This is a genomic window from Nonomuraea sediminis (assembly GCF_018531495.1).
Taxonomy (GTDB): Bacteria; Actinomycetota; Actinomycetes; order Streptosporangiales; family Streptosporangiaceae; genus Nonomuraea; species Nonomuraea sediminis.
Genome location: NZ_JAHDTI010000005.1, coordinates 370,379 through 388,430 on the forward strand (window position 1 = coordinate 370,379; position 18,052 = coordinate 388,430).

The window sequence follows — 18,052 nt, forward strand, 5'->3', positions numbered from 1 at the left end:
GATCTTTTCCCCCTTTGTGAGGTTGTCTTCGTGGAGTTCCGCATCATGGGCCCGCTCCAGGTGCGCGACGGCGAGCAGGACCGCACGCCGACCGCGCCCAAGCACCGGGACCTGCTGGCCGTGTTCGTGCTGAACGCGCGGCGGCCACTCACCCCGGGCAGGCTGCGGCAGCTGCTGTGGCCCAGGGAAGGCGGCGACCGCTCCGACTCGCTGGTCCGCGGCTACGTGGGCCAGCTGCGCCAGCTGCTCGGCAAGGACGTCATCACGACCGTCTCCGGCAGCTACACGTTGGCCATCGAGGACGACCAGCTCGACGTCAACCGCTTCCGCTCCCTGGTCGAGCGTGGCGCCCACGACGAGGCGCTGGCCCTGTGGCGCGGGCCGGCGCTGGAGGACCTGGACCCCGAGGGCGAGCGGTGGACCGAGACCCCGCGGCTGCGCGCCGAACTGGAGGAGCTGCGCGTGCTGGCGCTCGAGCGCCGGGTGCAGCGCGACCTGGACGCCGGTCGCCACCGCGAGCTGCTGGCCGAGCTGCGGCGCCTGATCGAGCAGCACCCGTTCTGGCAGCGCTTCCGCGGCCAGTACATGCTCGCCCTCTACCGGAGCGGCAGGCGGGTGGAGGCGCTGGACGCCTACCAGGCGCTGCGCGACCAGCTCGACGACGGGCACGCCATCGAACCCGACCCCGAGCTGCAGCTGCTCTACCACCGGATGCTGCACGACGACGTCTCGCTGCACGTCTCGGCGGGCCCGCCGATCCTGCTGCCCCGCGACGTGGCCGACTTCTCCGGCCGGGACGACCTGCTCGAGCGGGTGATCGGCGACGAGGTCGTGGTGCACGGCGCGGCCGGGGTCGGCAAGTCGGCGCTGGCCGTGCACGCCGCCTGGCTGCACCGCGAGCGCTTCCCCGACGGCATCCTCTACGCCGACCTGCGCGAGACCAGCGGGCCCGCGGCCGTGCTCGAGGACTTCCTGCGCTGGCTCGGCTGCCCCGCCCAGGCCATCCCCGTGGGGCTGGAGCAGCGCGAGCGCCTCTTCCGTACCTACGCGGCCAACCGGCGGCTGCTGGTGCTGCTGGACAACGCCTCCAACGAGGCGCAGGTGCGGCCGCTGCTGACCGCGTGCCCGACGGTCGTCACCAGCCGTTCTCCGCTCGGCGGGCTGGCCGGGGCGAGCCGGGTGCCGGTCGGGGTCCTCGACTCCTCGGCGGCCGCCGAACTCCTCGGCAAGATCATCGGCCCCAATCAAGGCGACTTTTCCCCACTTATCAGGATCTGCGGGAGTTTACCGATCGCGCTGCGGATCGCCGGGTCGCGGCTGGCGGCCCGTCCAGGATGGACCGTCGACTACCTGGTCGACCTGCTGGAGGACGAGCACGGGCGGCTCGCGGCGCTGCACGCCGGCGACCAGACCGTGCACAGCGTGTTCGCCGTGGGCTACGAGGGCCTGTCGGAGCAGGCCCGGCAGACGCTGCGCCGCCTGGGCGCCGTCTCCGCGCCCGACCTCGGCAAGTGGGTGGCCACCGCCTTCGGCGGCGGCGCCGAGGAGCTGGTCGAGGCGGGCCTGCTGGAGACCCACATGATCGACGTGGCCGGGCAGGTGCGCTACCGCCTGCACGTGCTCACCCGCCTCTACGCCCGCGAGCTGCTCGGCGAGCAGGCCGTGCCCGCGACCCTGACCATGCTGGCCACGGTGGCCAGGTCGGGGGTGGCGGCGGCGCGGCTCATGCCCAAGCCCGGCCCCGGCGGCACCGTGGTGGAGACCAGGGAGATCCGGCAGTCGGTCGAGTGGCTGCTGGCCGAGCGGGCGTTCCTGGTCGGGCTCGTCTGCGACCTGGGCAGGGCAGGGCTGGACGAGGAGTGCGCCCTGCTGTCCCACATGCTGGTGCCCTTCCTCGAGCGCTACCGCTTCCTCGACGACTGGCGGCAGATCTGCGGCCCCGCGCTCGAGGCCGCCGCCCGGGTGGGCGACAACCAGGTCCGGGCGCTCGCGCTGCGCGACGAGGGCGACCTCTACCGGGCTCAGCGCCGCTGGGAATTGGCCCACGACCGGCTCAGGCAGTCGCTGGCCATGTCACTGGCCGACGGGCGTCCCCGTGCCGCCGCCCAGACCCGGCGCCGCCTCGGCCAGGTGCAACTGGAGCAGGGACGGCTGGAGGAGGCCGAGCGCACGCTGGCCACCTGCCTGGCCGACGACGCCGCGGAGGGCCACGAGGACGCAGGGACGCTGCACGCGCTCGGCCTGCTGCTGCACCGCGCCGGCCGCCTCGGCGAGGCCGTCGAGCGGCTCACCACCGCCGCCAAGCACCTCGCCGACGCCGGCGACCGCCACCGCCACGCCGACGTCCTGCTCGACCTGGCCGCGGTACGGCTGGCCCAGGGTGAGCCCGCCGACTCACGCCAGGCCGCCCAGACGGCCCGCGGCATCGCGATCCGCCTCGGCGACCGCCTCATCGGCGCCCGCGCCCTCATGGCCCTCGCAGCGGTGAACCTCGCGGAAGGCGACCCCCGCACCGCCCGCGACCTGGCGGCCGAAGCGGTCAAATCCTTCGCCGACCTCGGCGACGAGGACGGCGTAGCCCGCGCCAGAACCCTGATGTCCCGAACCTGAAGCTCCGAAACGCGGGCGACATCGGGGGGCAACACCAGGGAAACCGAGGATGCTTATCGTCCGGCCATGCGGCTAACCCCACACGAGCAGGAGCGGCTGCTCATCCACGTCGCCGCCGGGGTGGCGCGCGACCGGCGGGCCAGGGGGCTGCGGCTCAACCATCCCGAGGCCACGGCCATCATCGCCTCGTTCCTGATGGAGGGGGCCAGGGACGGGCACACCGTGGCCGAGCTGATGGAGGCCGGGCGGTCCGTGCTCGGCCGGGACGACGTCATGGAAGGCGTGCCGGAGATGCTGGACACCGTCCAGGTCGAGGCCACGTTCCCGGACGGCACGAAGCTGGTGACCGTACACAGGCCCATCCCGTGATCCCCGGGGAGTACGTGTTCGCCCCTGATCCCGTCGAGCTGAACCCGGGCAGGCCCAGGGTCGTGCTGCGGGTCGTGAACACGGCCGACCGGCCCGTGCAGGTCGGGTCGCACTACCACTTCGCCGCCGTGAACCCCGGGCTGAGGTTCGACAGGGAGGCCGCCTGGGGGATGCGGCTCGACGTGCCCGCGGGCACCGCGGTCAGGTTCGAGCCCGGCGTCGAGCGCGAGGTGAGTCTGGTGCCGCTGGCGGGCGACCGCGTCGTGCCCGGCCTGCGCCCCGAATGGGCGGGGCCGCTGGATGGCTGAGCTCTCCCGCGCCCGCTACGCCGCCCTCTACGGGCCCACCACCGGCGACCGGATCAGGCTCGCCGACACCGACCTGTTCATCGAGATCACCGAGGACAGGGCGATGGGACCGGCCGGCGCGGGCGACGAGGCCGTCTTCGGCGGCGGCAAGGTCATCCGCGAGTCCATGGGCCAGAGCCTGGCCACCCGCGCCCAGGGTGCGCCCGACCTGGTCATCACCGGGGTGGTGATCCTCGACCACTGGGGCGTGATCAAGGCCGACGTGGCCGTCACCGGCGGCCGGATCACCGGCATCGGCAAGGCCGGCAACCCGGACACGATGTCCCACGTCGACATCGTCATCGGCCCGTCGACCGAGATCCTCGCGGGCAACGGCAAGATCCTCACCGCCGGCGCGGTGGACTCCCACGTGCACCTCATCTGCCCGCAACTGCTCGATGAGGCCATCGGCGCGGGCGTCACCACGATCGTCGGCGGCGGCACGGGCCCCGTGGAGGGCACCAAGGCCACCACGGTGACCGGCACCTGGTATCTCGGCCGGATGCTGGAGTCGCTGGACTCCTACCCGCTCAACTTCGCGCTGCTCGGCAAGGGCAACACGGTCAGCGCGGAAGCCCTGCTCGAACAGCTCGGCGCCGGCGCGTCCGGATTCAAGCTGCACGAGGACTGGGGATCCACCCCGTCGGCCATCGACGCCTGCCTGAGCGTCGCCGACGCCACCGGGGTGCAGGTCACGCTCCACACCGACACGCTCAACGAGGCCGGTTTCGTCGAGTCGACCCTGGAGGCGATCGGCGGCCGGGCCGTCCACGCCTACCACACCGAGGGCGCGGGCGGCGGGCACGCGCCCGACATCATCAAAGTCGCCGGGTTCGGCAACGTGCTGCCCTCCTCCACCAACCCGACCAGGCCGCACACCGTCAACACGCTCGACGAGCACCTCGACATGCTGATGGTCTGCCACCACCTCAACCCCGCGGTCCCCGAGGACCTGGCCTTCGCCGAGTCCCGCATCCGGCCTGCCACGATGGCGGCGGAGGACGTCCTGCACGACCTGGGGGCGATCTCCATCATCGGATCGGACTCCCAGGCGATGGGGCGCATCGGCGAGACCGTCATCAGGACCTGGCAGACGGCCCACGTCATGAAACGCACCCGCGGCGCCCTTCCCGGCGAGCAAGGCACGTCCGGTACGGCGGGCACCGCGCATCCCGCGGACAACCTCCGCGCCCGCCGCTACGTCGCGAAATACACAATATGTCCGGCTATCGCCCATGGGCTGGAGGCCGAGGTGGGCTCGGTCGAGGTGGGCAAGCTGGCCGACCTCGTCCTGTGGGACCCGGCCTTCTTCGGCGTGAAGCCGACCCTGGTGCTCAAGGGCGGCGTGGTGGCCTGGGCGCAGATGGGCGACGCCAACGCCTCGATCCCCACACCGCAGCCGGTCCTGCCGCGCCCGATGTTCGGCGCCGCCCCCGCCACGGCCGCCGCCACCTCGCTGCACTTCGTCTCGCCACTGGCCATGGAATCCGGCCTCCGGGACCGCCTGGCCGTACACCGGCGCCTCGTGCCCGTCGCGGACGTGCGGCGGCGCGGCAAGCGGTCCATGCCGCTCAACGACGCCCTCCCCAGGATCGACGTCGCCCCCGACACCTTCGAGGTCCGCGTGGACGGCACCCTCATCGAGCCCGCGCCCGCCCAGACGCTGCCCATGACGCAGCGCTACTTCCTCTTCTGACGTGCACCCGGCCCTGCTGCTCCTGGCGGACTCCCGCCTCCCCGCGGGCTCCCACGCCCACTCGGGCGGCGCCGAGGAGGCGATCCGCTCCGGCGCCTTCCACGACCTGCCGTCCCTGCGCTCCTTCCTGGTGGGGCGGCTCCACACGGCGGGCCTCGTCTCCGCGACGTTCACCGCCGCCGCCCACACCCTGGCCGCCTGCACCGGCGAGTGGGTCATGCTCGACGCCGAGGTGGATGCCAGGACCGCGGCACCGGCCCAGCGTGCGGCATCCCGGCTCCAGGGCAGGCTGTTGCTCCGGGTCGCCCGGCGGCTGTGGACAGGGCGGGCGCTCGACGAGCTGGCGGAAGCCGTACCGAGCCCGCACCATCCCCTCGCGCTCGGCGCAGCCGCGCACGCGGCCGGGACCACCCGCGGGGAGGCCGCCCTGGCGGCCGCCTACCACTCGATCACCGGCGCCGCCACCGCCGCCGTACGCCTGCTCGGCCTGGACCCGGTCGAGGTCCACGCCCTGCTCGCCGCCTTGGCCCCCGACCTGACCACCGTCTCCGCCCAGGCCGACGCCGGATCCGCCCAGGGGGGATGGGCCGAGCTCGTGGCGGTTTCCGCGCCGGGGCTGGATCTGCTGGCCGAGGGGCACGAGGCCGCCGAAGGCACGCTGTTCGTCTCCTGAGGAAAGGACCCCGACATGGGCGCCACGCACGACGACCACCACCACGCTCCCGACCAGAACGGGCGGGCGCTGCGGCTGGGCGTGGGAGGACCGGTGGGCAGCGGCAAGACGGCCCTGGTGGCGGCGCTGTGCCGTACCTTGGGGCCGTCGACCAGGCTGGGCGTGGTGACCAACGACATCTACACCACCGAGGACGCCGACTTCCTGCGCCGGTCCGGGGTGCTCGACCCGGAGCGCATCGTGGCCGTGCGGACCGGCTGCTGCCCGCACACCGCGATCCGCGACGACATCGCCGCCAACCTGGACGCCGTGGAGACCCTGGAGGACACCTTCGGGCCGCTCGACCTGGTGATCGTCGAGAGCGGGGGCGACAACCTGACGGCCACGTTCAGCCGCGGGCTGGCGGATCGGCAGATCTTCGTCCTGGACGTGTCGGGCGGCGACAAGGTGCCCCGCAAGGGCGGGCCGGGGGTCACCTCCGCCGACCTCCTGGTCGTCAACAAGACGGACCTGGCCGACCACGTGGGCGCCGACCTCGGCGTGATGGCCCGCGACGCCGCCCGCGTCCGCGGCGACCGCCCGGTCCTGTTCACCTCCCTGCGCCGCGAACCCACCGCCACGCAGGTGGCCGGCTGGGTCACCGCACAACTGGCCGCATGCGGGCGGTAGCCGGGGTGGGGACCACGCTGGCCGGCGGGCGGACCGTGCTCTCGACCCTGCGCTCGGCGCCTCCGCTGACGTTGCGCCAGACCGGCGACACCGCCGTCCGGCTGGTCTCCACCGCCGCGGGGCCCCTCGGCGGCGACCGGCTCGAGCTGCGCATCGACGTCGCCCCCGGGACCACGCTGGACTTCGGCTCCGTGGCGGCCACGCTCGTCCTGCCGGGCGACGGCACCTCGGAGCTGCTGATCATCGCGACCGTCGGCCAGGGCGCGTGCCTGCGCTTCGCCCCCGAGCCCGCCATCCTGGCCGCGGGGTGCGCGCACCGCCAGGCCGTACACCTGGACCTGCGCGGCGACGCGCGGGTCCTGTGGCGCGAGGAGCTCGTCCTCGGCAGGTACGGCGAGCGCCCAGGACGTTGCCGCACCCGCTTCGACGCGCTCCACGACGGCCGCCCGCTGCTGCGCCAGGAGCTGGCCATCGGCACGGACGTGGACTCCTCCCCTGCCGTCTACGGCACGGCCCGCTGCCTCGGCACCACCCTCGTCACCGGCCCGCGCGCTGAAGCTCCCGTGGTCGGCGAAGGCGTCGCCGTGCTCCCCCTGGCGGGGCCGGGGACCCTGGTCTCCGCGCTCGCCGACGACGCCGTGGAGCTGCGCCGCCGCCTGCTGTGGGGCGAAGCGGCCGTCACCTTTCAACCGCTGGTGGCGGGGCGCCTGCCGTCCTAGTGTGATCGTGTGACCGACTCACTGGCGCCGAAGTCCCGCACACGCACCGGCTACGTGCTCGCCGTCGCGGCCACCGGTGTGCTGCTCGTGATCAGCACGCTCCTGCCCTGGGCCGGGGTCGAGGCGCGCAGCGACCTCATCGGCGGCGGCCTCACCGACGACATGCGCGGCATCGACGGCTCGTACGGCATCTACACGCTGGTCGCCGGGCTGGCCGTGGTGGCGTTCGGCGTGGCGGGGCTCATGGGGCGCCGCTGGCTCGCCGCCCTCGCCGTCCTGCCCGCCGGCCTGGCGGTGCTCGTCCTGGTCATGTTCCTGTCGGACTCGACGGGCGGGGCGTCGCTCGACCTCGGCCGCCTGCTGTCGGTCGAGCCGGTCATCCGCTTCGGCTGGTACGCCGCCCTGACCAGCGCCCTCGCCGCCACCCTCACCTCCCTCCTCACCCTCCTCCGCCGCACCCCCGCATAACTCCCACCCCTCCCCGCCGACCCGGCGCTCGTGTGCGGCGCGGAACGTGGGGCCCGGGTGCCTGGTTCAGGGCGGAGTCGTTGCGGTGGGCTACCGTCGCCGACTCGCCGGAAGCGCCGGGCGCGGGTCCTCAGCCGGAGTGCGGCAGGCGGCCGGTGGGGCGGCTTGCCGTACAGCGGAAAAGAGCCCGCAGGGAAGTAAACGAGATCGGGTCAGTCGAAGAAGCCGAGGCGGCGGAGTTGTTTGGGGTCGCGTTGCCAGTCCTTGGCGACGCTGATGCGGAGGTCGAGGTAGACGCGGGTGCCGAGGAGTGCCTCGATCTGCTTGCGGGCGCGGGTGCCCACGTCGCGCAGGCGCTCGCCCTTGTGGCCGATGACGATGGCCTTCTGCGAGGGGCGTTCGACGAACAGGTGGGCGTAGATGTCCAGCAGGTCGTCGCGGCCCTCGCGGGGCAGCATCTCGTCGACGACGACCGCGATCGAGTGGGGCAGCTCGTCGCGGACCCCTTCCAGGGACGCCTCCCTGATGAGCTCCCCGACCAGGACCTGCTCGGGCTCGTCGGTGAGCTGACCGTCCTCGTAGAGCGGCGGCGACTCCGGCAGGTGCTCGATCAGAACGCCCGCGAGCACGTCGAGCTGGTCGCCCGTCTCGGCGGAGACCGGGACGACCGCGGCGAACTCCGCCACCTGCGACACCGCGAGCAGCTGCTCGGCGATGCGTTCCTTGGTGGCCAGGTCGCACTTGGTGACCACCGCGACGACGGGCGTCTTCTTGACCGCGGCGAGCTTCTCGGCGATGAAGCGGTCGCCCTTGCCGATCGGCTCGTTGGCCGGGACGCAGAAGCCGATCACGTCCACCTCCGTGAGCGTCGACAGGACGAGGCTGTCGAGGCGTTCACCCAGCAGCGTGCGCGGGCGGTGCAGGCCGGGCGTGTCGACGATGATCAGCTGGGCGTCGGGGCGGTGGACGATGCCCCTGATGACGCGCCGGGTGGTCTGCGGCTTGGAGGAGGTGATGGCGACCTTCTGGCCGACCAGGGCGTTCATCAGCGTGGACTTGCCGACGTTCGGCCTCCCCACGAAGCAGGCGAAACCGGCGCGGAAACTGTCTGGCGAAGTCACGTACTCGATTGTCGCCCATCAAAGGCGCTGACCACGCCACCAGGTGAACGCTTCGGGCACCACGAGTGGCGACCACGCCGTCATATTAAGTCCGGAAATTTCGTCTTCTGTGACCCAGCGCCACGAGGTGATCTCCTCCCCGTCGGGCGTCGGGGTGCCACCGGCCACCACGCATCCGTAGGCCGCGATCACGTACCCGCACTGGTGCCCGTTGGGGTAGACGGTGCGGAACTCCGGCCCGCCGTACACCCCGATCAGCCCGCGCACCGCCACGTCCACCGAGAGCTCCTCGCGCAGCTCCCTGACCACGGCGTCCTCGGGCCGCTCGTCCGGATCGACGCCCCCGCCCGGCGCCGCCCACAGCTCGACGTCACCGTGCCGGGCCACCAGCAGCCGCCCCGCCGAGTCGAACACGAACCCGGCCACCGACGGCAGCATCAGCAGGTCCGTGCCCACCTTCTCGCGAATGTTGGCCAGGAACGGCGACATGGCCATCGCTCAGCGCACCGTCCCGTCGGGGCCCGCCACGATGAGCTCCTTGGCACCCAGCGACGCGACCAGCCGTCCGTCGTCCTCACTCGGATCTCCCGCCGTGACCAGCGCCGCGACCTCGAGCGACTGCGCCCCGCTGGAGACCGCCATCGCCACGGCCACCTGCACGGCCGTGAGCGTCAGCGCGGGAAGCGCCACGTTCGTCGCCGAGTAGGTGCGCCCGGTCTCGTCGCGTACGGCGGCGCCCTCGGCCGAGCCGTTGCGCGCCCTGGCCGCCCGAGCCAGGGTGACGAGCTTGCTGTCTTCTGCGTCGAGAGTCACCCGACCAGCCTAGTCAGGCCTCGCCATCCCCAGGACGGCACCCAGCAGCCGCCGGGTCATCTCCTGGTCGACGTCCGCGATGCCGGTGTGGACCACCGAGACCAGCGTGTCGCCCGTCCGCACGAGCATCACGTCCAGCGCGTAGGGGTAGCCGTTCAGCCGGCCGCGCAGCTCGCCGCCCACCGCCTCGTCGCCCACGCCCCTGATCGCGAGCGGCATCAGCCGCAGGTCGGTCCCGTCCTCGGCGCGCATGCCCCGGCACTCCCGCAGCGCCTTGCCCAGGTCGTCGAGGTGCCCCTCGGCCTCGGAACCCGCGTACCTGGCCAGCCCCACCGCGAGCACCTCGCCCAGCCCGTCGCCCTGGTAGCTGGCCGCCGCCTGCGCCGTCAGCGCGCGCCGCGGCGCGTGCCCGCCGGCGGGTCCGAGTACGGCACGGCACTCGCGGCTCCCCGGCGCGAACGGGACCCGCCAGGCCTGCTGGGCGCGCGCGGAGAATCCGTCGGGCAGCGCGGGGTCCTTGTTCAGGATCTCCCGGAGCTTGTCCTCCGCCTGCACGTCCGTGTGAGCGCTCGTGGTGGTGCTCCCGCATCCCGCCAGGCCGGCGAGGAGCAGCCCGAGCACCATGACCCGCAGTCCGCGTTCCATGATTCCCCCCGGACGCAGAATCCCCCATTCGCGAATGTGGCAATCCACCGGACTTCCCAACAAACGCTCAAAGGGTGCCCTCGCCGGAAATCTGGCGAGAGCACCCTTTTACGCCGAGCAACGCCACGACCGGCTAGCCGGCCGGACGTTGCCGTCCCCCCAGGGAGCCATCTTCTCGCCGCGAACCCCACCCGGCGATCGGCTGCTCCTCGGTGACGCCCGCCGCACCGGGCGTCTGACATCAGAGTGGGGCACAGTGCTTGCAGAAGACTTGTAGAACACTTGCGGCAAACCACGCACCACGGCACCCGCCCTCCGACCTGGCCCGCCGTACAGCATTCGCGGCCTGTACGGCAAAGCCCGCCGTGCCGGCCTGAGAGGTCGTGTACGGCGGGCCTTGGGAAGCGTCAGTCCTGCTCGGCCTGGGCGGCGACCTGGTCGTCCTTCGGTGGTCTGACCGGGCGCACCACCACGGTGCTGATCCGGTTGCGCCGCCCGGCCAGGCTCTCGGCCGTGAGCTGCAACCCGGCCACCTCCGCCTGCGACCCGGCGATCGGGACCCGCCCGAGCGCGTGCGCGAGCAGCCCGCCGACGGTCTCCACGTCGTCCACCTCGATCTCGGTGTCGAACAACTCGCCCAGCTCGTCCACCGGCATCCGAGCCGTCACCCTGACCGCCCCGTCGGACATGGTCTCGACCCGCGGCGCCTCCTGGTCGTACTCGTCGGTGATCTCGCCGACGATCTCCTCGAGCACGTCCTCGATCGTGACCAGGCCCGCCGTGCCGCCGTACTCGTCGATGACGATGGCCAGGTGGATCTGCCTGGCCTGCATCTCGCGCAGCAGCTGGTCGATGGGCTTGCTCTCGGGCACGTAGGTGGCCGGGCGCATGATCGAGTCGACCTTGTCCGTGCCCTCGCCGGTCTCGTGGACGCGCCGGATGATGTCCTTGAGGTAGGCGATGCCGATGACGTCGTCCTCGTTCTCGCCCACGACGGGGATGCGGGAGAAGCCGCTGCGCAGGTGGAGCGAGAGCGCCTGGTTGAGCGTCTTGCCGCGCTCGATGAACACCATGTCGGTGCGCGGCACCATCACCTCGCGCACCAGCGTGTCGCCCAGCTCGAACACCGAGTGGATCATCTCGCGCTCGTCCGGCTCGATGACGCGCCGCTCCTCGGCCAGGTCGACCAGGTCGCGCAGCTCCGCCTCCGAGGTGAACGGCCCCTCGCGGAACCCCTTGCCCGGTGTGAGCGCGTTGCCCAGCAGGATGAGCAGCTTGGGCAGCGGCCCGAAGATCCGCGTCAGCCCGGACACGATGGGCGCGCTGGCCAGGGCGATCGGCTCGGCGTGCTGGCGCCCGAGCGTGCGGGGCGAGACGCCGACGATCACGTAGCTGACCACGATCATCACCACGGCCGCCCACACGTAGGCCCAGCCCTGGTCGTGCAGCAGGTCGATGAAGAGCAGGGTCGCGATCACCGTGGCGATCAGCTCGCAACTGATCCGCAACAGCAGCAGCAGGTTCAGGTAGCGGGGCGGATCGGTGACGATCGCCTGCAGGGTGCGCGCGCCCCGCCGGTTCTCGCGGACGAACTCCTCGGCCCGCACGCGGGAGATGCGCGTCAGCGCCGTCTCGGCGCTGGCGATCAGGCCACCGCACACGACCAGTGCGATGGCCAGCAGCAACCAGGCGTTCACCGCGCCCGCCACGACTCCAGGAGCCGGGCCTGCAGGCCGAACATCTCTTTGTGCTCCTCCGGCTCGGCGTGGTCGTAGCCGAGCAGATGCAGGATGCCGTGCGTGGTCAGCAGCTCCAGCTCGTCCTGGGTGCTGTGGCCCGCCTCGGTGGCCTGCTTGGCGGCCACCTGCGGGCAGAGCACCACGTCGCCGAGCAGCGCCGGGTCGGCGGGGCTGTCGGCGTCGCCGCGCGCGCCCCCGCCGCCGCCCGGACGCAGCTCGTCCATCGGGAAGGCGAGCACGTCGGTCGGGCCTGGCTCGCCCATCCACTTCTCGTGGTGCTGGGTCATCGTCTCCTCGTCGACCGCGAGGATGGACAGCTCGGCCAGCGGGTTGACCTCCATGGCCGCCAGCACGTGCGCGGCCAGGGCGACCAGGTCCTCCTCGTCGACCTCGACGCCGGACTCGTTGTTGATCTCGATGCTCATCGGCGCTTGCCTCGCTGCTGCTGGATCTGCTTGGGCTCCTGGAGCGCGTCGTAACGGCCGTAGGCGTCGACGATCTCGCTCACCAGCTTGTGGCGGACCACGTCGCTGCTGGTCAACCTGGCGAAGTGGATGTCGTCGATGTCCGCCAGGATCTCCTGGACCACGCGCAGCCCGCTGGTCGTGCCCGTAGGCAGGTCGACCTGCGTGACGTCACCGGTCACCACGATCTTGGAGTTGAAGCCGAGACGCGTCAGGAACATCTTCATCTGCTCGGCCGAGGAGTTCTGTGCCTCGTCGAGGATGATGAACGCGTCATTGAGGGTACGTCCGCGCATGTACGCCAGGGGGGCGACCTCGATCGTGCCCGCTGCCATGAGCTTGGGGATCGAGTCGGGGTCGAGCATGTCGTGCAGCGCGTCGTAGAGCGGCCGCAGGTAGGGGTCGATCTTCTCGTAGAGCGTGCCCGGGAGGAAGCCGAGCCGCTCGCCCGCCTCCACCGCCGGCCTGGTCAGGATGATCCGGTTGACCCGCTTCTCCTGCAGCGCCCGCACGGCCTTGGCCATGGCGAGATAGGTCTTGCCCGTGCCCGCGGGCCCGATGCCGAACACGATCGTGTGCTTGTCGATCGCGTCGACGTACCGCTTCTGGTTGACCGTCTTGGGGCGGATCGTCCGGCCGCGGGAGGACAGGATGTCGAGGGACAGCACCTCGGCGGGGCGGTCGGAGGTCATCTTCAGCATCGCGATGCTGCGCTCGACCGCGTCGGGGGTCAGCTCGCCGCCGTTGCGGAGCACCTCCACCAGCTCCTCGAACAGGCGCACCACGGCGCCGCTCTCGTCGGGAGTGCCGGTGACGGTGATCTCGTTGCCGCGGACGTGAATGTCGGCCCGGAAAGCACCCTCGATGACGCGCAGCAGCTCGTCACGAGAGCCCAGGAGGCTGACCATCGGGTATTCGTCCGGAATCAGCACCTTAGCCTGAGTACGCGAGGGAGGTGCCGACCGTCGGGATTCATGTAGTTCGGACATGGGCAGGCCAGCGGCCTGAAGCCTCCGGGTGTCTAGGCTGTAGTTCACCACCCATCGTAGCCGGGACCAGCCCAATCGCTCGCGCCAATATCACCCGTCCCCGGCTGCTCTGTCCCCTGCCCGAAACTCCTTGATCCTTTACGGCGAGCCACTCCCACCGGCCGCCCCCCGCACTTCGGCCGAGGGCCCCCGACCGGCGCTTCTGGCGAGTCGGTTCTCCTTCCCCGCCGCCACGACTCCACCCTGAACCACCCGACCGAGTCCCGTGGCCCGCCGTGTGGGCGGTGCGCTAGCCCGGCGGCCAGAGGAGGGGGCGGCCGCCCAGGAGGTGGGCGTGGACGTGGAAGACGGTTTGGCCGGCGCCGGGGCCGGTGTTGAGGACCACGCGGTAGCCCGTCTCCGCGACGCCGTCCTGGACGGCCACGGCGTGGGCGGCCTTGAGAAGGTCGTCGGCGAGGCCGTCGTCGGCCTGGGCCAGCTCGAAGGCGTTGGCGTGATGCTGTTTCGGGATGACCAGGACGTGCGTGGGCGCCTGGGGGTTGATGTCGCGGAAGGCGAGAGTCCGGTCCGTCTCGTGGACGATGTCGGCCGGAATCTCCTTGGCCACGATCTTGCAGAAAAGACAGTCCGTCACGCGAGCAACCCTACCGACCAGGACAGTCTAGATCGGAAGTTCCGCTTGACCTGGAACGACCGGGAACCCCTTTGTCCGTTGCCAATCGGTAATCCGTCGTGTCGTGCGAAGGAAGATCCACGCGGTTAGGGTGTGTGTGCGACACTTCACCAGAAAACGACGATTCAGGCTCGGGCGAGGCCACCTGGCGAGGACACGACTGGGTTATGCCCTCTAAGGAACCGGAAGAGCGTAAACCCTCAGGGAAGGCCGCGCGTCCCACTGATGTGACCACCGAAACCCTTCTGGCCGACAGGTCGTTGGGGGCGGTGCCGGTCGGGTGGGACGCCGACATGGCCGTGACTGCGCTCTACAGTGCGCACTTTCGGTCGTTGGTGCGTCTCGCAGTGTTGCTGGTGCGCGACATAGCAACAGCGGAGGAAGTCGTGCAGGACGCGTTCGTCGCCATCCATGGCGCCTGGCGCAGACTGCGTGACCCCGACAAAGCACTCGCCTACTTACGGCAATCTGTCGTCAACAGATCCCGTTCCGTGCTGCGTCACCGCGCGGTCGTCGAGAAGTACGCTCCCAAGGGCCTGCCTGACGCTCCGAGCGCCGAGAACGGCGCCATCGGCGAGTTGGAACGCTCTGCCGTCATCGAGGCTTTACGCGCCCTGCCCACCCGTCAGAGAGAGGCACTTGTCCTTCGGTACTACGGTGATCTGTCCGAGGCTGAGATAGCCCACGCCATGGGCATCAGCAAGGGCGCGGTCAAGAGCCACACAGCCCGTGGCATGGCCGCTCTGCGATCCGTCCTGGAGAAAATGTCATGACCCAGCCGCCCGACGAGTACGGCGACGTCCTGCGCCGTGTGCTCCGCGCGGAGGCCGACGCGGTCGTGCCCTCTCCGGAAGGGCTGGAGATCATCCGCGCTCGGATCGAGCGACGCGGCGTCCGTAGCATGTTCTGGTGGCGGGCCGGCGCGGCCGCCGCCAGCGCGGTCCTGGTAGCGGGGACGATCATCATGGTCATCCCCGACCTCCGGGCCAAGGTGACCGAGACGATCCAGCCGCAGAACTACACGACCGCCCCCACGGAGTCCTCGACCAGCAGGCCCGCGCCGACCAAGCCGGTGCACAGCGACCCGCCGCCCGTGGTCGTGGTGCCGTCCACCTCGCCGACCAGCCGTCCCTCGCAGCGGGCCACGGAGAGGTCGACGAGCAAGCCCAGCCCCACGCCGACCCCGACGCCCACGCCCACGCCGTGCCCTAGCGACGAGGCGCAGGCCGAGCCGGAGACGACGGACTGTCCCACCACCCCCTCGGCGAGCCCCACGCCGTCCCCGACGGACACGCTCACGCCGATCACGACCTGCCCCGCCGAGGGGTGCGTGCCGGATGCCCCGGCCCCTTCCACCAGCCAGGCCGCCACACCGCTGAACGGCGCGCCGGCCACGAACACGCCCCAGTAGGGGTCACCAGCGCCCGGTCCGCGCGAGCAGCACCGCGGCCGCCGCCACCCCCGCCGTCGAGGTCCTCAGCACGGTGGACCCGAGCAGAACCGGTACGGCTTTCGCGGCCTCGAACCTGGCGAGCTCCTCCCCGGCGATCCCGCCCTCCGGCCCGACGACGATCACGATGTCGCCGCTCGCGGGCAGTTCCAGCGAGGACAGCGTCGCGGTGGCCTCCTCGTGCAGCACGATCCCCAGCGCGGCGTCGGCGAGCAGCGCGGCCACGCCGGCGGTGGAGGCCAGATCCGCCACCTCGGGCAGGTGGAACCTGCGGGCCTGCTTGCCCGCCTCCCGCGCCGTCGAGCGCCACCGCCCCAGCGCCTTGGCCACCTTGTCGCCCTTCCACTGGGTGATGCTGCGCGCGGCGGACCAGGGCACGACGACGTCGACGCCCACCTCGGTCATCATCTCCACGGCCAGTTCGCCCCTGTCGCCCTTGGGCAGCCCCTGGACGACCACCAGCCGCGGCTCGGGCGCCGGCACGTCGTATCGGTCGAGCACGTCGAGCCGCAGCGCGTCCTTGAGCACCTCCCGCACGACGCACTCGGCCACGGACCCCGCCCCGTCGGTCAGGTCGACCCGCTCCCCGGCGCGCAGCCGCCGCACGGTCGCCGCGTGCCGCCCCTCGGGTCCGTCCAGGATCACCTCGGACCCGCCCAGCTCATCCGCCAGGAAAACAGGCACACTCATCCGCGATCACTCCACGAGCACTCATCAACCGTCCGGCCCCGCCGCCACTCTACGATCCACTGCCGTGGACGCGGGTATACCGGGCACGCATGATGCCTCTGTGGGGGAACTCTGGGACTTATTGGCACGCTGGATCGACGGCCAGCAACTCACCGGCGCGCCCCTGTGGGGGCACCCGCTGTTCGTCTGGGGGCGATGGGGGAAGGCACTGCAGTTCCTCGCGGGCTTGACGGTCCTGCTCGACCTGGTGGGCCCTGAGTCGCTGCGAGCCTTCGGCGGGCGCCTGTCCGGGATCTCCTGGGCGAAGACGCACGGCAGGGGGCACTCGGTGCTGGCCGTGATCCTGTGGATTCTCGCCTGCTGTGTTCCCGTTTTCGGCCTGATCGCGGCCTCGCTGGCGATCATGGAGAGGACGGGCCAGCCGGTGCCCCGCCTTCCTCAGGTTTCGTCATACTGGTTGCTGGCGGGCATGGGCCTGTTTCTCCTGACGTGGGGAGCCGCCGCTCTGGTGTTCCACGTGACGGGAAGATCCACGGGATCCGACGCGGTCGCGGACGCCTTCGTCCATGTCCCTGACCTGTGGGCCCACGCACTGATCGCGGTGTTCTTCTGGGTGCCCTGGACCCTGGTGATCTACGGGCTGTGCCTGCCCGTGGCCTACGGGCTCGCTTTCCTGCTGGACCGGGCGCGACCTGCGCACCCGGCCCGCTGGTTCGCTCTGGGGCTGTTCCTCGTCGGGTTCCTCTTCGACTTCCTGGCGTCCTGAGCCGGCGGGTCAGCGGCCGTTGAAGGCGTCGCGGAGGCGGGAGAAGAAGCCCTGCTGGCCGGGGGCGAACTTGCCGGGCGGGCGCTCCTCGCCGCGCAGCTTGGCCAGCTCGCGCAGCAGCTCCTCCTGAGCGGGCTCGAGGCGCATGGGCGTCTCGACGTTCACGTGGATCAGCAGGTCGCCGCGGCCCGTCTCGTTGAGGCGCTGCACGCCGCGCCCGAACATGGTGATGACCTGGCCCGACTGCGTGCCCGGCCGGACGTCGACCTCCTCGGAGCCGTCGAGGGTCTCGACGGTGAGGATGGTGCCGAGGGCGGCGGCGGTCATCGGGATCTGGACCGTGCAGTGCAGGTCGTCGCCGCGCCGTTCGAAGATCTCGTGCGGCCGCTCGACGATCTCCAGGAACAGGTCGCCGGGGGGGCCGCCGCCGGGGCCGACCTCGCCCTCGCCGGCCAGCTGGATGTGGGTGCCGTCCTCGACGCCCGCAGGGATGCGGACCTTGATCGTGCGGCGGGTGCGGACGCGGCCGTCGCCGGAGCACTCCTGGCAGGGGTGGCGGATGATCGTGCCGAAGCCGCCGCACTGCGGGCAGGGGCGCGAAGTCATGACCTGGCCCAGGAACGAGCGCGTCACCTGGGAGATCTCGCCCCGGCCGTTGCACATGTCGCAGGTGTCGGGGTGGGTGCCCGGCGCGGTGCCGGCGCCCTGGCACACCTCGCACAGCACGGCGGTGTCGACGACCAGCTCGCGGGTGGTGCCGAACGCGGTCTCGCGCAGGTCGAGCTCGACCCGGATGGTGGCGTTGCGGCCCCGCCTGGCACGGGAGCGCGGGCCTCGCGAGCCGCCCGCCGTACCGAAGAAGGCGTCCATGATGTCGCTGAAGGGGAAGCCCGCGCCGAAGCCGCCGGCTCCGGCTCCCGCACCCGCGCTCTGGAAGGGGTCGGCGCCCAGGTCGTACATCTGGCGCTTGTTGGGGTCGGACAGCACCTCGTAGGCCTGCGTGATCTCCTTGAAACGCTCCTGCGTCTCGGGATCGGGATTCACGTCAGGGTGCAGCTCGCGGGCCAGGCGGCGATACGCCTTCTTGATCTCGTCCTGACTGGCGTCACGGCGCACCCCGAGGGTGGCGTAGTAGTCGCTGTTTGCCACTT

Annotated in this window: 21 protein-coding genes; 11 read left to right on the top strand and 10 right to left on the bottom strand. The window is 71.5% G+C overall.

The annotated features are described in order from the left end of the window. The first annotated feature begins 30 nt into the window (after positions 1 to 30). The 8 genes from KIK09_RS26320 to KIK09_RS26355 all read left to right on the top strand — a co-directional run bounded on the left by KIK09_RS26320 (position 31) and on the right by KIK09_RS26355 (position 7,551). On the top strand, positions 31 to 2,610 hold the full coding sequence (locus tag KIK09_RS26320) for an AfsR/SARP family transcriptional regulator (protein WP_214322013.1): 2,580 nt from the start codon (positions 31 to 33) through the stop codon (positions 2,608 to 2,610). Positions 2,611 to 2,676: 66 nt separating this feature from the next. Further along, complete coding sequence (locus KIK09_RS26325) at positions 2,677 to 2,979, top strand: urease subunit gamma (protein WP_214322014.1); 303 nt, start codon at positions 2,677 to 2,679, stop codon at positions 2,977 to 2,979. Then, positions 2,976 to 3,287: an urease subunit beta gene (locus KIK09_RS26330; protein ID WP_214322015.1), complete on the top strand. Its 312-nt coding sequence runs from the start codon at positions 2,976 to 2,978 to the stop codon at positions 3,285 to 3,287. Before KIK09_RS26325 ends, KIK09_RS26330 begins: the two co-directional genes overlap by 4 nt. Beyond that, positions 3,280 to 5,022 (top strand): urease subunit alpha, encoded by a 1,743-nt coding sequence (locus tag KIK09_RS26335; RefSeq protein ID WP_214322016.1) that lies wholly within the window; start codon positions 3,280 to 3,282, stop codon positions 5,020 to 5,022. Before KIK09_RS26330 ends, KIK09_RS26335 begins: the two co-directional genes overlap by 8 nt. A gap of 1 nt (position 5,023) precedes the next feature. Continuing rightward, entirely contained in the window at positions 5,024 to 5,695 is a 672-nt protein-coding gene (locus KIK09_RS26340; RefSeq protein ID WP_214322017.1) for an urease accessory protein UreF, read from the top strand. Positions 5,696 to 5,710: 15 nt separating this feature from the next. Then, a complete protein-coding gene (ureG, locus tag KIK09_RS26345; protein WP_214322018.1) occupies positions 5,711 to 6,364 on the top strand; it encodes an urease accessory protein UreG in 654 nt (217 codons plus the stop codon). After that, positions 6,352 to 7,083, top strand: a complete 732-nt coding sequence (locus tag KIK09_RS26350) for an urease accessory protein UreD (protein ID WP_214322019.1) — start codon at positions 6,352 to 6,354, stop codon at positions 7,081 to 7,083. Before ureG ends, KIK09_RS26350 begins: the two co-directional genes overlap by 13 nt. 9 nt (positions 7,084 to 7,092) lie before the next feature. Beyond that, positions 7,093 to 7,551 (top strand): hypothetical protein, encoded by a 459-nt coding sequence (locus tag KIK09_RS26355; RefSeq protein WP_214322020.1) that lies wholly within the window; start codon positions 7,093 to 7,095, stop codon positions 7,549 to 7,551. 212 nt (positions 7,552 to 7,763) lie between these two features. Here KIK09_RS26355 and era read toward each other — a convergent pair whose 3' ends face one another. The 8 genes from era to KIK09_RS26395 all read right to left on the bottom strand — a co-directional run bounded on the left by era (position 7,764) and on the right by KIK09_RS26395 (position 13,956). Next, complete coding sequence (gene era / locus KIK09_RS26360) at positions 7,764 to 8,681, bottom strand: GTPase Era (protein WP_214322172.1); 918 nt, start codon at positions 8,679 to 8,681, stop codon at positions 7,764 to 7,766. A 9-nt stretch (positions 8,682 to 8,690) separates the two neighbouring features. Next, positions 8,691 to 9,167 (bottom strand): NUDIX domain-containing protein, encoded by a 477-nt coding sequence (locus KIK09_RS26365; RefSeq protein WP_214322021.1) that lies wholly within the window; start codon positions 9,165 to 9,167, stop codon positions 8,691 to 8,693. A gap of 3 nt (positions 9,168 to 9,170) precedes the next feature. Beyond that, positions 9,171 to 9,485: a cytidine deaminase-like protein gene (locus tag KIK09_RS26370; protein WP_214322022.1), complete on the bottom strand. Its 315-nt coding sequence runs from the start codon at positions 9,483 to 9,485 to the stop codon at positions 9,171 to 9,173. Positions 9,486 to 9,494: 9 nt separating this feature from the next. After that, the gene (locus tag KIK09_RS26375; protein WP_214322023.1) at positions 9,495 to 10,130 is read right to left on the bottom strand and encodes a hypothetical protein; all 636 of its coding nucleotides are present in this window, start codon (positions 10,128 to 10,130) and stop codon (positions 9,495 to 9,497) included. Between the two features lie 407 nt (positions 10,131 to 10,537). Further along, a complete protein-coding gene (locus KIK09_RS26380) occupies positions 10,538 to 11,839 on the bottom strand; it encodes a hemolysin family protein (RefSeq protein ID WP_308164294.1) in 1,302 nt (433 codons plus the stop codon). Continuing rightward, positions 11,824 to 12,294: an rRNA maturation RNase YbeY gene (gene ybeY / locus KIK09_RS26385; RefSeq protein WP_214322024.1), complete on the bottom strand. Its 471-nt coding sequence runs from the start codon at positions 12,292 to 12,294 to the stop codon at positions 11,824 to 11,826. The genes KIK09_RS26380 and ybeY overlap by 16 nt, the downstream gene beginning before the upstream one ends. Further along, positions 12,291 to 13,322 (bottom strand): PhoH family protein, encoded by a 1,032-nt coding sequence (locus tag KIK09_RS26390; RefSeq protein ID WP_214322025.1) that lies wholly within the window; start codon positions 13,320 to 13,322, stop codon positions 12,291 to 12,293. The genes ybeY and KIK09_RS26390 overlap by 4 nt, the downstream gene beginning before the upstream one ends. Positions 13,323 to 13,611: 289 nt before the next feature. Continuing rightward, positions 13,612 to 13,956 (bottom strand): histidine triad nucleotide-binding protein, encoded by a 345-nt coding sequence (locus KIK09_RS26395; protein WP_214322026.1) that lies wholly within the window; start codon positions 13,954 to 13,956, stop codon positions 13,612 to 13,614. A 332-nt stretch (positions 13,957 to 14,288) separates the two neighbouring features. Here KIK09_RS26395 and KIK09_RS26400 point away from each other — a divergent pair, with 332 nt between their 5' ends. After that, positions 14,289 to 14,768 (top strand): SigE family RNA polymerase sigma factor, encoded by a 480-nt coding sequence (locus KIK09_RS26400; RefSeq protein WP_101783532.1) that lies wholly within the window; start codon positions 14,289 to 14,291, stop codon positions 14,766 to 14,768. Further along, positions 14,765 to 15,406 carry a hypothetical protein gene (locus KIK09_RS26405; protein WP_214322027.1) on the top strand — a complete coding sequence of 214 codons (642 nt, stop codon included), beginning with the start codon at positions 14,765 to 14,767 and terminating at the stop codon, positions 15,404 to 15,406. The genes KIK09_RS26400 and KIK09_RS26405 overlap by 4 nt, the downstream gene beginning before the upstream one ends. Positions 15,407 to 15,409: 3 nt before the next feature. On the opposite strand, the gene KIK09_RS26410 is transcribed toward KIK09_RS26405, so the two are convergent. Then, positions 15,410 to 16,135 carry a 16S rRNA (uracil(1498)-N(3))-methyltransferase gene (locus KIK09_RS26410; protein ID WP_214322028.1) on the bottom strand — a complete coding sequence of 242 codons (726 nt, stop codon included), beginning with the start codon at positions 16,133 to 16,135 and terminating at the stop codon, positions 15,410 to 15,412. 100 nt (positions 16,136 to 16,235) lie between these two features. Here KIK09_RS26410 and KIK09_RS26415 point away from each other — a divergent pair, with 100 nt between their 5' ends. Then, positions 16,236 to 16,901: a hypothetical protein gene (locus KIK09_RS26415; RefSeq protein WP_214322029.1), complete on the top strand. Its 666-nt coding sequence runs from the start codon at positions 16,236 to 16,238 to the stop codon at positions 16,899 to 16,901. Between the two features lie 9 nt (positions 16,902 to 16,910). Here the strand turns inward: KIK09_RS26415 and dnaJ are convergent, their stop codons facing one another. Then, positions 16,911 to 18,050 (bottom strand): molecular chaperone DnaJ, encoded by a 1,140-nt coding sequence (gene dnaJ / locus KIK09_RS26420; RefSeq protein ID WP_214322030.1) that lies wholly within the window; start codon positions 18,048 to 18,050, stop codon positions 16,911 to 16,913. Positions 18,051 to 18,052 lie beyond the last annotated feature (2 nt).